This window comes from Odoribacter sp. N54.MGS-14, from assembly GCF_000980295.1.
In the GTDB taxonomy this organism is placed as follows: Bacteria; Bacteroidota; Bacteroidia; order Bacteroidales; family Marinifilaceae; genus Odoribacter; species Odoribacter splanchnicus.
Window position 1 is genome coordinate 1 of sequence record NZ_LARL01000071.1, and the last position, 16,343, is coordinate 16,343.

Below are 16,343 nucleotides of genomic sequence, written 5' to 3' on the forward strand. Positions count from 1 at the left end.
AAAGGTAGACGACCGACAGAAGCGACCGGGTCTCCAAACACGAACACCGAAGACGAATAAGTAACAAAATAATTCTACTATTTTTTAGTTACAGCGGTTACAAAAGTACAATAAATACCTATTTCCTTGATAACATGAAACCAAAGTCAGCTGGAATAAACTATCTTTTTAGTTAATATTTCTTTAATTTTACGAGGAATGAAATCTTTTATGAAAAAAATGTCGATCTTGACGCAACGTAATAAAACAGGATGCATCTATATAATAAAACACGATTCGGATGAAAACAAAACCTAACTTCCAAAAAATCAGGCATTGGCTTCACATAGCCATATACATTCTTGTACTTTTGCTGTTTGCCAATTACGAGTCTCAGCGCAAACAACACCCGGAGCGTAACAAGCTTTTTGTAGATCAGCACCAACAGGCGTATGTGGAAGTCCCTTCGAATAACAGCTAAACCGGAAAGAGGGAGAACAACACTAAAAAACGCTATCTTTTCAGATAGCGTTTCGGTGCACGGGTGGAGAGGCTCGAACTCCCGACACCTGGTTTTGGAGACCAGTGCTCTACCAACTGAGCTACACCCGTATTTGATGCTGCAAAGGAAAGCAAATTTCCTGGAATCTGCAATATTCCTGTACATATTTCTTAGATTTTTTTCCGCTTCAATTTTCCCATACGCCCCGGTTTAGAAATAATATTTTGACTTACAGCTTTTCATCCTTTTCAGCAATTCCTCCACCCAATAAAATATCTTCGTGGTAAAAAGCAACAGGTTGTCCCGGAGCAACGGCCCAGGCAGGCTCACTCAAGACCACTTTCAAGCGGTCAGGGCTCAAACGTTCAGCCCGGATATTTCCCCTCGGATTTAATCCCAAACCCCGGATTTTGATTTCTACCCCGGCAGCTAACAAATCCCCAAAGTACACTGCCTCTACCTGCCCGACTGTCAGCACAGAAGTATATAACCCGGATTTGGGAGCAACAATAATACTGTTCCTCTCCACATCGATTTCCCGGACATACATAGGAACTCCGGTCCGGTCGGGAATCCCCCGTTTCTGTCCAACCGTATAATTCAAGATTCCGGCATGTACGCCCAATACCCGTCCTTTATCGTCAATAATTTCTCCACTTTCCTGTCGGAAGTCTTTTATAGGATAATCCTTTATAAAATCACGGTAATCCTTATTTTTCAGAAAACATATCCCCATGCTCTCCCGTCTCCGGGCCATCTGCTCGTATCCATTCCGGGCCGCCCACTCCTTCACTTGTTTTTTGGTATATTCACCCAAAGGGGTCAACGCTCTTCTTAAAAGCGCCTGAGGCAAGCCCCACAAAAAGTAAGACTGATCCTTCTGAGGATCGATCCCTTTCCGGATATAAAATCTTCCCTCCCGTTCGACAATCCTGACATAATGTCCCGTTGCGATATACTCCACTCCCAACTCATCAGCCACCTGCTGTAACAATATCCACTTTACCCGGCGGTTACAAATGCAGCAAGGACTCGGCGTAAGACCCGACCGGTAAGCTTTTACGAAAGGATCAACCACCTGCTGCCTGAATAGTTCATGTCCTTCCCGGCAGAGGAAAGGGATATTCAGTTTTTCACAACTGTCTCTCACACCGCTTAAATCATTTTTCTCCCACAATTCCAGGGTCACCCCGATCACTTCATACCCTTGCCGGCGTAACAATAAAGCGGTCACAAAACTATCGACCCCTCCGCTCATACCGACAACCACCTTTTTCATATACAGATTTTTGAACTAGAAAAATTTTCAGGCAAAAAACAAATAGGCGATCACGACCGCAGCGATAATCCCTGCTAAATCGGCAATCAGTCCACACGGAACAGCGTAACGGGTATTCCGGATCCCCACTGCCCCGAAATAAACAGCAATGATATAAAAAGTCGTATCCGTCGCCCCCTGGAAAGTACAAGCCAAACGTCCGGCAAATGAATCGGCCCCGAAAGTCTTCATGGTATCGATCATCATCCCCCGGGCACCGCTTCCACTCAGCGGTTTCATCAAAGCTGTCGGCAACGCATCCACCCAGTCGGCATTAAAACCAAGTCCTTCTATCCCCCGGGTAATCGCAGACATCACCACTTCCATAGCCCCGGAAGCCCTGAATACCCCGATCGCCACCAAAATCGCGATCAAATAAGGAATGATCTTTACAGCAGTAGCGAATCCATCCTTAGCCCCCTCGATAAAAGCATCGTACACATTGATCCGCTTCCAGGCCGCCATCCCGATAAATACCATGATGATACCGAACAGAATAATGTTACTGGCGACATTCGAAACAACGGTTACCGCTTCTTTATCCAAGGTTGAAAAATACCAGATCACTCCCGCCATCAAAGCCGAAATTCCTCCCAAATAAGCCAGAATCACTCTATCGAACAAATTGATCTTTTGATAAATAGCGACAGCTATCAAACCAGCCAAAGTAGAAAAATAAGTGGCTAGTAAGATAGGAATAAAAATATCGGTCGGATTAGCAGCCCCCAATTGGGCCCTATATACCATGATCGACACCGGTACGATCGTCAGTCCTGAAGTATTTAATACCAGGAACATAATCTGAGCATTCGAAGCCGCATCTTTCCGGGTATTGACCTCCTGCATTTGCTGCATCGCTTTCAATCCCATCGGTGTAGCAGCATTATCCAAGCCCAGCATATTAGCAGCCAGATTCATCATAATGGACCCATGGGCAGGACTATCCTGAGGCAGCCCAGGGAAAAGACGGCGGAAAAACGGATTGATCATTCCTGACATCACCTGCACAGCCCCACCCCGTTCACCGATTTTCATGATCCCCATCCACAAAGTCAGCACTCCGGTCAGCCCCAGGGAAATCTCGAAACCGGTCTTCGACATATCGAAAGTAGAGGTCATCATAGCGCTGAATACTTCCGTATCACCTCCTATCACTAAACGAAATAAAGCGACGATAAAGGCAACGGCAAAAAAGAAAATCCAGATATAATTCAACACCATAATTCACTACACCTGATTAACGCAAAGGGAACCGATCACGACAAGTAAAAAGCAAAACTTTTTACTTGTCAGCCAGTCCCTTGCAAGCTTTAAGGGTATTTTGCAGCAAAGACACAATAGTCATCGGCCCCACTCCTCCCGGAACAGGCGTGATATAAGAACATTTAGGAGCTACTCCTTCAAAATCTACATCCCCCACCAGGCGGAAACCGGACTTCGTTTTATCCGAAGGTATCCGGTGGATTCCGACGTCTACCACTACCGCACCTTCTTTTACCATATCGGCAGTCACAAAATGAGGTTTTCCCAAAGCGACGATCAGTATATCGGCTTGTAACGTCATTTCTTTTATATTTTGCGTACGGCTATGACAGATCGTCACCGTACAATCTGCATATTTATCTTTACGTGACATCAACACCGCCATCGGAGTACCTACGATATTGCTTCTCCCGATCACCACACAATGCTTCCCTTGAGTGGGTATTTCATAACGTTTCAGCAACTCTACGATTCCCGCGGGAGTTGCAGGCAGATAGGCAGGCAAACCGGTCACCATCTTGCCGACATTGCAGGGATGAAATCCATCCACATCTTTATCGGGATCGATAGCCATCAACACTTTATGCTCAGAGATATGACGAGGCAACGGCAACTGTACGATATAACCGTCTACGTCGGCATCCTGATTCAACTTATCGACGACAGCCAACAATTGTTCTTCGGTAATATCGGCCGAATACCTCATTTCGGTGCTCTTGAAACCGACCTCCTGGCAAGCCTTTACTTTGCTGGCCACATAAGTTTCACTCGCCGGATCGTTACCTACCAGAACGGCCACCAAATGAGGTGTTTTGGCTCCGGCTGCTTTCATCCGTTTTACTTCATCTGCCAACTCTTGTTTTACCTGAGCTGCAATTTTTTTCCCATCTATTAACTCCATTTCTTCTATTCACTTTTCGTTAATCACTTACAGTCGCTCAACGTCTCATGCCGGGCATTTTCCGCATCAGTTTACCACCACCGGACAACATCTTCATCATCTTCTTCGATTCTTCGAATTGTTTCAACAGACGGTTCACGTCCTGAACGGTCGTTCCACTACCTTCGGCAATTCGCTTACGGCGTGAACCGTTTATCAGGGCCGGATCCTCCCGTTCGGCAGCAGTCATGGAATAGATAATCGCTTCAACTCCTTTAAAGGCATCGTCGTCGATATCGATATCTTTCAGTGCTTTACCGACACCGGGAATCATGGAAGCCAGATCTTTGATATTTCCCATCTTTTTGATTTGCTGGATCTGACTCAGGAAATCATTAAAATTAAACTGATTGCGGGAAATTTTCTTTTGTAATTTTTTGGCTTCTTCGGCATCGAACTGTTCCTGAGCCTTTTCTACCAGGGACACGATATCTCCCATCCCCAGAATACGGTCGGCCATACGTTCGGGATGGAAGGCGTCCAAAGCTTCGAGTTTCTCTCCGGTTCCGACATACTTGATCGGTTTGTTCACTACCGTACGGATAGAAAGAGCGGCCCCCCCCCGGGTATCTCCATCCAGTTTGGTCAGAATCACTCCGTTGAAATCCAGCCGTTCGTTAAATTCGCGGGCAGTATTCACTGCATCCTGACCGGTCATCGCATCGACCACAAACAGGGTTTCATTCGGATGAATAGCCTCTTTGATTGCAGCGATCTCGTTCATCATCTGCTCGTCGATAGCCAAACGTCCTGCCGTATCGACAATCACCACATCATACCCCTTCGCTTTGGCTTGTTTAATGGCATCCAAAGCGATCCTTACCGGATCTTTGGTCGTCTCATCGCTATATACAGGCACCTGGATCTGTTCGCCCAAAACTTTCAACTGCTCGATAGCAGCGGGACGATAAACGTCACAAGCCACCAGCAAAGGTTTCTTCCCTTTTTTATTCTTCAATAAATTGGCAAACTTACCGGAAAAGGTCGTTTTACCGGAACCTTGCAAACCGGACATCAAAATAATCGCCGGATTACCTTTTATATCTACTTCGACATTCTTGCCCCCCATCAACTCAGCCAACTCATCGTGGACAATCTTCACCATCATTTGTCCCGGTTTGACAGCCGTGAGCACATTCATACCCAAAGCTTTCTCTTTCACCCGATTGGTGAAGTCCTTCGCTATTTTATAGTTGACGTCGGCATCTAACAAGGATCGGCGCACCTCCTTCAAGGTCTCCGCGACATTCAATTCTGTGATTTTTCCCTGCCCCTTTAATATCTTGAACGACCGTTCCAGTCTTTCCGATAAATTCTCAAACATATCTTATTCGCTTTATATTTAATGATTATTTTATCTTTTCCCAATATTTTTCAACACCACAAATGTTTTATCGATCAAGGCATTATCAACCACCACCGTAAACTCGTTGGTAGAAGAGATGACTTCGGTCAGATTGATACCTTCCCAAGATAATTCTTTCATAATGGTATAATAAAAACCGGCCTGCATACTGTTCCCTTTCGGCAATTTCAGCGTCACCGAAGACAGACCGTTTTTTTTAAAGAGACACAACTCATCTTTAAAATAATCGGCGATCAATTCCTCCATCGTGTCGCTGATCACAAGATTGGTTTCGAAAACTCCCTGTACCATCGTATAAAAAATCTCATCGTTTTTCACCAGATTTTTCAATACTTCGATATGGCAATCCAATAGAGTAGGTGAATTTTTAAAAGTATAGTCACACAAACTACTCCTAAGAATAATATCCCCCATATTACTCAGCAACTTATTCAACTGCACCTGCTCCCGCACCTGCAAATAAGGCGCCAACCGATTCAAGGCCATCACAATAGCCCCGGTATTCACTCCCTTCTGCAACGCTCTCTCCACATCGGGCTGCAATTGCCGGGCAAGCGAAGAAACATTGATAATGCCCGCCGCTAAAGACTCCGACAGATAAGGCCGGTGTTTTACGATATCTTCTACAACATGAGAAATACTGACCATATAAAGTACATTTAAAAGATGAGCTGTTTAATTTTCAACAAAAATAGTATATTCTGAGCATTTAACCACCGATTTTTCTATTTTTTTCATAAGAAACGAAAGAAATGAATACAACCAGACAAACGCATAAAAATAACCGGTAAAATAGAAAAGCCAAAAAATCCGGCAGGATCACTCCTACCGGATTCACACAACATAAATTTGAAACTACACTTATCAACGCATCATTCTGCAATTGTACAAGGAAGTGACACGTTTGCCTTCATATCCTTTAAAAGATACCCGGATTTTATCTTTTCCCTCGGTAAATTTAGCAGGGATTACAATCGTATTTTCAACGAAGTTTCCATCTTCACCTTTAGGAGAGAACAATTCCAGACGTTCACCATCGATCAGGATTTCAAAGGTATCACGGCCACAATCCCCGCCCCAGAAAGTCATCATCATCTTCATGGGTTCCGTCCCGGATACTTTCATATCGAAATCAAAAAATCCGGTCGGATAAGCATACCGGTATTTTTTACCCCTGAAATCTCCGATACGGCTTTCCCCGGCACTCAGGTTATGATCCCGTTCGGGCTGCATTTCTCCCAGCACGATATAATCGACAGTCACCTTATTCAACTCTTCGATCCGCAATCTTTCTGCTTCGTATTCCGCCTGTTTTTGTTTCCATTCCCCGGGTGAGAATACATCCCAATACACCGTATAATACTGATCGTAGGTATTGTAAAAAGGAATCAACGTCACCTCTTTCGGATAACCCAAACCTTCGGTTTCAAAAGTCAACGGTTTACCGTTTACCGGGTGGATATACTTACATACCTGTTTGTCGGGTGAAACAAAAACCGGTACACCCCGGATCGGTTCTATCTCTTTCTCACCCAATGCACCTGCCAGTAAAGTCGGTCCGTAGAACACAGCCCGCCGGTCGGCATTATCCGGCATTTCCTTCGTATAAAGATTCATCGGTATATTCAATTCGATCCGGTCGCCTGCTTTCCATTTCCGTTCCAGCGTAATGAAAGATCCCGGTTTGGATGTTACTTTCTGCTTTGTACCGTTTACTTTCACCACGATCCCTTCTCCGGCCCACACCGGATAACGCAGATTCAAAGCCAAAGGCTGACGTTCCCCCTCGACCACTTTCAACGTCACCCGTCCATTCTCCGGATAAACGGTTTCCAGCCTCACTTTCAATCCCTTCTCTTTCCAGGTCAATACCGAGGGTATATAAAGATTGACAAACAGAGAACGGTCGTCGCTACCGTGACTGTAAATCGCCCCCCCATACTTGGAATGATTTTCAAAACCACTTCCCATACAACAGGTGAATGAATTGTATTTATCGCAAAAATCTTTCCGGGTTCCCATCGCCAGCGGCACAAAATAACAGGTCATTCCCGTTTCGGGATGCTGAGAAGCCAGGATGTGATTATACAATGCTTTCTCGTAAAAGTCGAGATACTTCGGATCTCCGGTCCATTCATACAGATGCCGGCTCAATTTCAGCATATTATAAGTATTACACGTCTCACAGGTAGAATGCGTCAGGCGATCGTTCAGTTTATCGGGTGTCGAAAGATATTCTCCCGAGCTATTTCCCCCGTTGGCATAACTGTGATGATTTACCATCGTTGTCCAGAAAAATTCGGCAATCCGTTCATCCTTTGAGTTTCCGGTCAACTCATACTGACGTGCACTACCGATGATCTTCGGAATCTGAGTATTCGAATGCAATCCGGGCAGGATATCTTTCCCTTCTGCCAACGGTTCCATCAATCGTCTGTGGTAAAATCGATACGAAGCGTCCAGGTATTTTTTATTTCCGGTCAGAGCATACACCTGGGCAAATGCCTCGTTCATACCCCCGAACTCACAATTCAGCATTGTCTGTACCTGTTCGTCCGTCAGTCCGGCAAGTACGTCCACCAGGTAATCAGCCAAATTCACCAGCACTTTTTTAGCAGTCTCGTTCCCAGCTAACAGATAAGCATCATTGAGTCCCATCATGGTTTTATGTTCGTTGTACCAGGGGACCCACAAGCCGTTCAAATCGAATCCGGCCGAACGGATAATCCCCTTTTTCACCTGTTTGAATACCCGGTCTCCCCCCGGCATGCCACCGATAAAACCGTTCACAAAATATTGCTGGCAACTATCCAGTTCGTGCACGATATAATCCACCCGTTGTTTGAAGCGTTCGTCTCCGGTAGAGGCATACTGTTGTGCCACAGCCGAAAGATAATGTCCCAGGGTATGCCCGGCTATCCCCATAGACTCCCAGCTTCCATAAGATTCTCCTTTCGGCTCGAGGCCTGCATTCTTCAGGAAATTCGATAACAACCGGTCCATATCCATTTCCAGCATCCATGCCGCATTCCGGTCCATAGCATTCTTAAAAGGGCTATCCAGCAAACGGACATCCTTCAAACCGAAATACTTCACCTTCGCCGGCACCACATTCCCGACAGCCAAGGCCGCACAATGTTCACAGGCTCGGCCTACCGACACAATCCCTATAACCAGTAACCATCCTATTATTAATTTTCTCATAACTTCCATTATTTTCAAATTCTACCTTTGCACCTCTTTACTCTGTTCCGAGTACAATCACATTCGCACTAAAAGGGCCTACTTTCACCTGTTTGGTATTTTTCAAACTTTTTTCCGACACTTTCACCACACTTTCCTGTCCCGGTGTATTATAAGCCATATCGTCGGGTCCGGTAAGGGTATAAATCGTCGCCACTCCGTTCAACCGGCATGTTTTTTCCTGATACTCAAACTGTCCACCCAGTATATCCAGCTCGAAAGTCACTTCTTCCCAGCCCGGATTTATAACAGATAAAGTCAATGCCTGATCGGAAGACCGGATAGCGGCAGCGACATCCAGGGGACGTAACTCTCCGTCCACTTTCACCGGAACGGTACCGAATTGTTCGCGATATAATTTCAACACCTCGCCGGTCGAAGCATAACAAGCATCCGTCGTCGTCGCTTTGATACAACCGATGACATTCACCGTTTGTGCATAATTGGCCATAAATACCATATCGCTTTGACGGAGGAACTCGTTCAGTCCGGCAGCAATCCCCAAAGCATCCCGTAAGAAATAACGGGTACCCAATTCGCCATAGATATGAGGGCCGTACCAATAATTCCATTCGTCCATACAAATACGGATATCTTTACCTTCCAAAGCGGGTATATCTTTCCGGTATCCCCGGTGTGCCTCGGCTATCCGGCGAATATTACGGGGAATTTGCAATACGTGTGTCATCAGTCCTCCGCCATGCCAGTCCTGACAATAAAAATGTTCGCTCACCAAATCCATACGGTCGGCACAATTAGCCAAAATCATTTCGTCCCACCGGCCCACTTCTCCGACAGCAATCAGGTGGATAGAAGAATCTACTTTCCACATCGCATCTGCAAAACTGTTATGTTTTTTCACAAAAGCCTCCGTACTCATAAAACCGAGTTGCCAATCCCCGAACATTTCATTCCCGACGGACCACCATTTCACCTTCCAGGGTTTTGCCTGTCCGTTTTGTTTCCGCCATTTACCCATCGGTGTATCCTCTGCACCGTTACAATATTCCACCTCATCGGCAGCTTCTTTTACCCCTCCCAAACCGGCATTTACAGCAATATAAGGCTCGGTATCCAACAATTCACACAATCGCATAAACTCATGAATCCCGACATCGTTCGATTCCACTCCTGTCCAGGCCGGATTTCTCCGGGGAGGCCGTTTATCCCGTTCACCGATCCCGTCATGCCAATCATAACCACTGACGAAATTACCTCCCGGCCAACGATATACCGGAGCTTTCAATCCTCTCAGCAAAGCCAGCACATCCGCCCGGAAGCCGTCGATATGATCATCCGGCATCAAAGAAGCCGTACCGATCCATAATCGTCCTTCTTTTTGCGGACAGATCGAAAAAGTAGCATCCTTTACTTTATGATCGAAAGCTGAAAAATGCACCGGATATTTACGATAAGTAGTCCCGACCTCCAAGGATAATTCCTGAATAAACGAACCGTAATTCAACATCACTTTTACCGGCATTTCGCGATCGGCTTTCATTACAATATATCCCGAACAGGAAATACCGGGCCGTAATCCCAGTTGCGTCTGTTTCAGCGCGATCCGTTTACCGTCGGATTTCAACACCGGAGTATGCCGTCCTGTATAGGGAGCCGTCTCGTCCATATATAAACCTTCTTCCGCTTTATCCGTGCCCGCAATCTGCCAGGGAGAACCTTTTTGCCCCGGAGCATACCAGAATTTCCGGTCCATCAACATTTCGGCCCAGATACCTCCATAAATACAATGCCCCATATGTTCTATAAATTGCCCATAAATATAAGGAGACATCTCCGCCTTTTGCTCTGCCGGATCAACTTTTATACTGGTTTCGATGACCTCCGTACCCAGACATTCGAACGAAAGATCGTCAAACCATACTTTCCCTTTTGCTTTTCCTTCTGTTCCCAGCAAACATGATACGGTGACACAATCGTTCGCTCCGGTCTCAAAATCACAACTGACCAAAGTCCAGTCTTGCGTACCGGTAAAATCAGGCAATTGTACCTCGACTCCCTGCAAGCGGAATCCGGCTCCCCCTTGCGGTTCGGCCACTACATTTTCACATTTGATCCACCCTTTGAAGCGATATTTCGACCACGGTTTGAGATTCACCCGGTTATTCCAGTATCCATTAGCCAAACCGTCGGCTGAAATACATAAACTCCGGGTACCGTCATGAGCCGTTGCATCATAGAAGTGTAAAACTTCTTTACTGGCAGGAGGAGCCTGCCAATAGAGCACTTCTGAAGAAACGACCTCTTCGGCAGAACCGTTCTTTATTTCTCCCCACTGTCCACCGGTCAAAGGTTGACGCTCTTTTGGGACAGAACATGCACAAAGCACCGCTATCCCGAATAAAACGATATTATTCTTCTTCATTTTCGATATTTATTGATGTATTTATGACAACTAATCTGCTCGTTCGTAGCCGGGAAAAACTCGCTCAAAATATCGTACAAACCGCGGTCATATGCCTTCAATTCCTTGCGGGTATTCACCTGGTTATGTTTTCCGTCCGGTTTAGGAACTTCAGCATTCACGTTAAACCAATCCTGTACTCCTTCGGCCCAATACTCTTCGATATTGGTCGCGGCATAGGTATCTTTCCACTTTCCGGCAGCCAAAGCGGCATCATAAGCTTTTTTCAGACGTTCGATTCTTTTGGCGGATTTCTACCAAAAGAATAATTGACAGACGATAATCGACAATTGACAATTACCTGAAAGTTTCGTTTCCATTAGAAAAAAATAAGAAAAGAAAAATGAGAATTAGAATAAAAATATAATCATTGATTATCAGACAAATAAAAAAGAAACCATAGGTTTGGAGATATATTGTCAAATGTCATTTGATAATTGTTAATTAACCAAGCGGCCTCAGGGTCCAGGAACTTTATAAACTTTATGGACTTTATAAACTTTCGACTGATTTAATCGAACGTTTATCTTTGATTACCCACTTGATCATTATCATCTATTTAATAAATAGTATAGAGAACGACGGTTTTGTTTTTAAATTTCTTTTACAAATGTGGCGGATATTTCGGAACATCTATAGCACAAACATCCGAAAAAATGAAAATATTGTACTTTTCGACAGATTTTCAGTTACTATTTTAACAAAAATATAACAAATCTACTGTACAATTTTTCCATAAGTGTCTTAAATACAACTATAAAACAAAAAGTAGAATTATTCTGTTACTAATTCGTCTCCGGTAATCGGAATTATCGACCCGGTCGCTTCTGTTGATCACCAAACACGAACACCGGAGACTCACGTTATCACTTTATGGAAAACGCACTGTGACCTAAAAAACATGAACTCCTACGAAACAGATGTTTTCTGCCTCCTTACATTAGGAATCATTTTAGAAATCAGTATTTTGTAGAAACAATCCGATCAAGTAACCCGGGAATCCGTACTCCGGTCAGGATTACCTGTCCTTTCTTCTAAATGGTGTCCAGGGCAGACATAAGGGGATAAAAAAGTCCCACAAATCGTTGAATTTGTGGGACTTGGCTGTTCATTGTCCGGTAGTGTCCGGTTAGTTCAGCGGAGAGAGAGGGATTCGAACCCCCGGACCTATGACAGTCAACGGTTTTCAAGACCGCCGCGATCGACCACTCTGCCACCTCTCCAATTCGGATGCAAATATAGGGTAAAAAACAGAATCTCAAAAATAATTTTCAGGAAAATAAAGGTAAAAACCGAACTATTTCATATTTTATCCATCCTGGCTTATAACCTTGAAGCTGCCCAGGCGTTTAACTTCAAAAAAAGGACATGATCATAACCACTCAAAATATTTTGCTGCTCGGTTCTATCTTGCTATTCATCAGCATCATGATCGGTAAAACAGGGATTAAACTCGGTATTCCTGTCTTATTGTTATTTCTGATTGTAGGGATGGGATTCGGGCGGGATGGTTTCGGAATTGAATTCGAAAATCCGGTAACAGCACAATTCATCGGAGTTATATCATTGAGTATTATCCTTTTCTCCGGCGGAATGGACACCAATATAACAGAAATCAAACCGGTGATCGGTCAAGGAATTACCTTGGCAACCTTGGGGGTACTTCTAACGACGGCATTTACAGGAGGTTTTGTCTATCTCCTCGCTTCCTGGGCATTCCCGGAAGCACAAGCACCCTTGTTAGGATGTTTATTACTAGCTGCCGTCATGTCATCCACCGACTCAGCCTCAGTATTCAATATATTACGTTCCAAAAACTTAAATCTAAAACACAACCTACGTCCCCTGCTTGAATTAGAAAGCGGGAGTAATGACCCTATGGCCTATATGCTGACCATCTTATTGATCCAAATCATTCAATCGGGAGAGTTCAGTTTCGGACAGGTGCTGCTTTCATTTTTCATCCAATTCAGTGTCGGAGGAATTGCCGGATATTTATTGGGACGCTGTGCTGTTTATACGTTAAACCATTTCAGAATCCTCAACCAATCCCTCTACCAGATTGTTCTTCTGACCTTTGTATTTTTCACTTTCTCTTTTACCGAGAAACTTCAGGGGAACGGTTATCTGGCGGTATATATTGCCGGACTGGTCGTCGGGAATCGCCGGATCGTATACAAAAAGAATATTACCAATTTTTTCGACAGTACAGCCTGGCTTTTCCAAATTATCATGTTTCTTACCCTAGGCTTACTGGTCAATCCGAAAGACCTGATCAGCATCTCCTGGCTCGGTCTGCTTATCGGTATCTTTATGATCATCTTCGCCCGTCCCGTCAGTGTCTTATTGTGTCTCCTGCCTTTCCGCAAGATGACTTTTAAAAGCCGGTTATATGTTTGTTGGGTCGGTCTACGCGGAGCTGTACCCATTATTTTCGCTACTTATCCCCTGATCGCCAACATACCGGGAGCCCATCAGATTTTCAATATTGTGTTCTTCATCACCCTACTTTCTCTATTGATTCAAGGAACCAGTGTCACCCATATTGCCAGACTTTTGGGCGTATCCATCAAAAATAAAAAAATGGCCAAGGAATTCGAAATGGAACTACCCGAGGAAGTGAAATCCGTATTTTCAGAAATCATAGTCACCCAGGATATGCTCATTCAAGGAGATCACCTGATCGATATCCCTCTCCCCGACAATACCCTGGTCGTTCTCGTCAAACGCTTCAATCATTTTTTTGTACCGAACGGATGTTCTCAGTTATTTCCAAACGATAAACTTCTGATTATCTCCGATAACGAAAAAGAGTTGAAACAAGTCTACAACACCCTGGGTATCGAAGAATTTACCATCACCAAAAACTAAACAGGCAACTCTATTTCACAAAAGCCCGTTGTTCAGTATATTTTACAGTTCCTTGTTTTTGCAAGTAGACAGCAATTGCATCGGTGATAAAGATATCGGTAACCTCCCCTCTTTTTACCAGCTCATTGGAAGAAGCCACATAATTGCTAAAGGCAATTTTGTATTTCTTTTGTTTATCTTTCAACCATTTTCCCCTGGCGTCATAAAATTTCACCTCGATCCCCTCTCCTTGCAAATTCCGGATGATCTCATATTTTCCACCTGAAATATAGTAATTGATATAGCGTTTCCCGGGATCTTTCCCTCTGTTATAATCTTTTAAGATAAAATCTTCCATCTTGTTCAGATTCCATTCATGAACAACGATATAATTGGAGAACGGTTCCATTTTATATATTTTTTCCATGGTAATCTCTCCTTTACGTAGTTCATTCAGCCGCACTCCTCCTTTGTTATAAAAAGCGAAATCACCTCCAACCGCATCACGCATGGCATCGGTCATCAATGAAGCGACATCCTCTTTCCGGGTCAGGTCTTCTGCTGCCTGTCCCATGATCTTTTTAAATTCCGGCCGGTTACTGATCTCTTCCACCAGCAAAGCAATTTCCTGATCGGGAGTTCCTATATCCTTCAAACTCACCAATTGATAAGATTTATCGACCAGTTTTTTACCTTTAAACCGAAGTGTAGTCACACCGGCATACTCCAGATTAGAACCGGCCTGACCGATCAAAACCCCATTCACCTTTTTCGGTTCACGAATGACCGTATGCGAATGCCCTCCGACAATCACCTCCAACTCAGGCATCACTAAAGCCAACAAAGAATCATTGGCAAACCCTAAATGAGTTAACCCGATCATCACGTCACATTCCTCCGCCACCCGTTTATATTCCGGAACAACGTCCTTGAAATAACGGAAAGAAATATCTTCCAGGTTAGCCGGATTAGTTGCAGGAAGATGATTCGCTCCGGTCTGAATCAAACTGAAAAAACAAAATTTCAGCCCGCCTCTCTCAATCATTTGATAAGCCGGCAGCTGCCCCAACTCACTCTTTTCAGAAAGCATATTAGCACAAACCACCGGAAAATTGGCTTCATGCAGCCTCTTTTTCAATATTTTTTGTCCATAATCGAAATCATGATTTCCCATCGTAACCACATCATACCCCACCTTATTCATCAGCCGGATCATCGGTTCCCCCCTCTCCAGAGCATGATCCACATAAGGATTACCCGAAAAACGATCGCCCGCATCAACCACAATCACTTCCCCTCCTTCTGTCTTTTTTTGCTGAATCAAAGTAGCCAACAGAGGAAAACGAGCCAGCTGTGCATGCATATCGTTAGTAGAAACGATCACGACCTTCCCCGGCGTTCCCGACTCATTTTTACAACAATATAGTGTTACCGCAAGCAGTAACACTATCCCCCATCTTCTCACAAAGTTCACAATAACTTTTCTTTTATCATTTTGCATATCCCACCGGATGATTGATCAAAGGCCGTTGAGTATCTTTCAATTTCAAACCACTCTTCAATTTTGCCTGATCCATAGAGGCTCTGGGGACTGTCACTAAGCCTGTGCCGGAACAAAACAAGGATATATTCTGGGAAACAATACCGGCATCCAGGGCAGGCATTAAAACCTCTCCGCCGAACTTACTCAAATCCGCCACCATTACCAAACATACCGGAGCAGTAGCGACAAAACCCTGTCCTCCCCCGACAGCCGGACGCAAATCTTCTTTAGTCACCGGTTCGAGGCTATTCGCTTTTGGATGATACAAATAAGCCCCTTCCTGCAAACACACATAAACATCGATTTCCTGCTTATTCATGGCCGTCGGAGACGTCCGTTTTCCTGATTCAGGCCGGTTAATACCGGCAGCAGCCCACAACAAGTCCGACAAATCCTGCAATTCCAATTTTTTATCAGCATATTCCCGGGTAGACTGACGTTTTTGTAAAGCAGTCATCACAGATAATCCCCGTTTAACATTCGGTTGATTCAACTTTATAGGTTTCAAATCCTGAGCCTGACTTCCCCCAAACAGGCCAACCAACAGCGAAAACAATAAGAACTTTTTCATGATACCTCCTTTTTTAATCATATATTGCCGCAAGTTAAACAATTTCCGGAAAAAATCAGTATTTAATAATTTTTTCCACCTTACTGTTGCAAGTTACAAATATCTCCTTTATATTTGCACCGCAATTACGGGATGTAGCTCAGCCCGGTAGAGTACACGTCTGGGGGGCGTGTTGTCGCAGGTTCAAATCCTGTCATCCCGACTACTGATTATCAAGAGGTTAGACCAAAAGTCCGACCTCTTTTTTATTGTGACGATTACATTTTGATTAGGAATATTCAGTAAATGTCCCTATAAAATACAATGGCATATGAAGATGCCCCAGTATAATCACTTCATATGTCAT

General features: G+C 44.3%; 11 protein-coding genes and 3 tRNA genes. 2 read left to right on the top strand and 12 right to left on the bottom strand.

Features of this window, described 5'->3' with window-relative positions:
* Nucleotides 1-518: 518 nt before the first annotated feature.
* The 10 genes from WS42_RS12245 to WS42_RS12290 all read right to left on the bottom strand — a co-directional run bounded on the left by WS42_RS12245 (nucleotide 519) and on the right by WS42_RS12290 (nucleotide 12,256).
* Nucleotides 519-591, bottom strand: a tRNA-Trp gene (locus WS42_RS12245).
* A 119-nt stretch (nucleotides 592-710) separates the two neighbouring features.
* Complete coding sequence (gene mnmA, locus WS42_RS12250) at nucleotides 711-1,760, bottom strand: tRNA 2-thiouridine(34) synthase MnmA (RefSeq protein ID WP_022160516.1); 1,050 nt, start codon at nucleotides 1,758-1,760, stop codon at nucleotides 711-713.
* A gap of 27 nt (nucleotides 1,761-1,787) precedes the next feature.
* Nucleotides 1,788-3,020, bottom strand: a complete 1,233-nt coding sequence (locus WS42_RS12255; protein ID WP_022160517.1) for a spore maturation protein — start codon at nucleotides 3,018-3,020, stop codon at nucleotides 1,788-1,790.
* Nucleotides 3,021-3,081: 61 nt separating this feature from the next.
* Complete coding sequence (gene folD, locus WS42_RS12260; protein ID WP_022160518.1) at nucleotides 3,082-3,963, bottom strand: bifunctional methylenetetrahydrofolate dehydrogenase/methenyltetrahydrofolate cyclohydrolase FolD; 882 nt, start codon at nucleotides 3,961-3,963, stop codon at nucleotides 3,082-3,084.
* Nucleotides 3,964-4,000: 37 nt separating this feature from the next.
* Nucleotides 4,001-5,326 carry a signal recognition particle protein gene (gene ffh / locus WS42_RS12265; RefSeq protein WP_013613532.1) on the bottom strand — a complete coding sequence of 442 codons (1,326 nt, stop codon included), beginning with the start codon at nucleotides 5,324-5,326 and terminating at the stop codon, nucleotides 4,001-4,003.
* Nucleotides 5,327-5,356: 30 nt separating this feature from the next.
* Entirely contained in the window at nucleotides 5,357-6,016 is a 660-nt protein-coding gene (locus WS42_RS12270) for a hypothetical protein (RefSeq protein WP_013613531.1), read from the bottom strand.
* 216 nt (nucleotides 6,017-6,232) lie between these two features.
* Nucleotides 6,233-8,572: a glycoside hydrolase family 127 protein gene (locus WS42_RS12275; protein WP_229053106.1), complete on the bottom strand. Its 2,340-nt coding sequence runs from the start codon at nucleotides 8,570-8,572 to the stop codon at nucleotides 6,233-6,235.
* Nucleotides 8,573-8,609: 37 nt separating this feature from the next.
* Nucleotides 8,610-10,994: an alpha-L-arabinofuranosidase family protein gene (locus WS42_RS12280; protein ID WP_202190017.1), complete on the bottom strand. Its 2,385-nt coding sequence runs from the start codon at nucleotides 10,992-10,994 to the stop codon at nucleotides 8,610-8,612.
* On the bottom strand, nucleotides 10,991-11,239 hold the full coding sequence (locus WS42_RS12285; RefSeq protein ID WP_046405442.1) for a hypothetical protein: 249 nt from the start codon (nucleotides 11,237-11,239) through the stop codon (nucleotides 10,991-10,993). Before WS42_RS12285 ends, WS42_RS12280 begins: the two co-directional genes overlap by 4 nt.
* 932 nt (nucleotides 11,240-12,171) lie before the next feature.
* A tRNA-Ser gene (locus tag WS42_RS12290) sits at nucleotides 12,172-12,256 on the bottom strand.
* Between the two features lie 145 nt (nucleotides 12,257-12,401).
* Here WS42_RS12290 and WS42_RS12295 point away from each other — a divergent pair.
* Nucleotides 12,402-13,904 (top strand): potassium/proton antiporter, encoded by a 1,503-nt coding sequence (locus tag WS42_RS12295; protein ID WP_046451169.1) that lies wholly within the window; start codon nucleotides 12,402-12,404, stop codon nucleotides 13,902-13,904.
* A gap of 10 nt (nucleotides 13,905-13,914) precedes the next feature.
* Here the strand turns inward: WS42_RS12295 and WS42_RS12300 are convergent, their stop codons facing one another.
* Both WS42_RS12300 and WS42_RS12305 read right to left on the bottom strand, forming a co-directional pair.
* Entirely contained in the window at nucleotides 13,915-15,357 is a 1,443-nt protein-coding gene (locus tag WS42_RS12300; RefSeq protein ID WP_286728565.1) for a bifunctional metallophosphatase/5'-nucleotidase, read from the bottom strand.
* A 16-nt stretch (nucleotides 15,358-15,373) separates the two neighbouring features.
* The gene (locus tag WS42_RS12305) at nucleotides 15,374-15,997 is read right to left on the bottom strand and encodes a SagB/ThcOx family dehydrogenase (RefSeq protein WP_046451172.1); all 624 of its coding nucleotides are present in this window, start codon (nucleotides 15,995-15,997) and stop codon (nucleotides 15,374-15,376) included.
* 128 nt (nucleotides 15,998-16,125) lie between these two features.
* Here WS42_RS12305 and WS42_RS12310 point away from each other — a divergent pair.
* Nucleotides 16,126-16,199: transfer RNA gene (locus WS42_RS12310), tRNA-Pro, on the top strand.
* Nucleotides 16,200-16,343 lie beyond the last annotated feature (144 nt).

Bases quoted from the DNA above. Each gene is read 5' to 3' on its own strand.
- mnmA (WP_022160516.1), bottom strand. From the start codon at position 1,760: ATGAAAAAGGTGGTTGTCGGTATGAGCGGAGGGGTCGATAGTTTTGTG.
- WS42_RS12255 (WP_022160517.1), bottom strand. From the start codon at position 3,020: ATGGTGTTGAATTATATCTGGATTTTCTTTTTTGCCGTTGCCTTTATC.
- folD (WP_022160518.1), bottom strand. From the start codon at position 3,963: ATGGAGTTAATAGATGGGAAAAAAATTGCAGCTCAGGTAAAACAAGAG.
- ffh (WP_013613532.1), bottom strand. From the start codon at position 5,326: ATGTTTGAGAATTTATCGGAAAGACTGGAACGGTCGTTCAAGATATTA.
- WS42_RS12270 (WP_013613531.1), bottom strand. From the start codon at position 6,016: ATGGTCAGTATTTCTCATGTTGTAGAAGATATCGTAAAACACCGGCCT.
- WS42_RS12275 (WP_229053106.1), bottom strand. From the start codon at position 8,572: ATGAGAAAATTAATAATAGGATGGTTACTGGTTATAGGGATTGTGTCG.
- WS42_RS12280 (WP_202190017.1), bottom strand. From the start codon at position 10,994: ATGAAGAAGAATAATATCGTTTTATTCGGGATAGCGGTGCTTTGTGCA.
- WS42_RS12295 (WP_046451169.1), top strand. From the start codon at position 12,402: ATGATCATAACCACTCAAAATATTTTGCTGCTCGGTTCTATCTTGCTA.
- WS42_RS12305 (WP_046451172.1), bottom strand. From the start codon at position 15,997: ATGAAAAAGTTCTTATTGTTTTCGCTGTTGGTTGGCCTGTTTGGGGGA.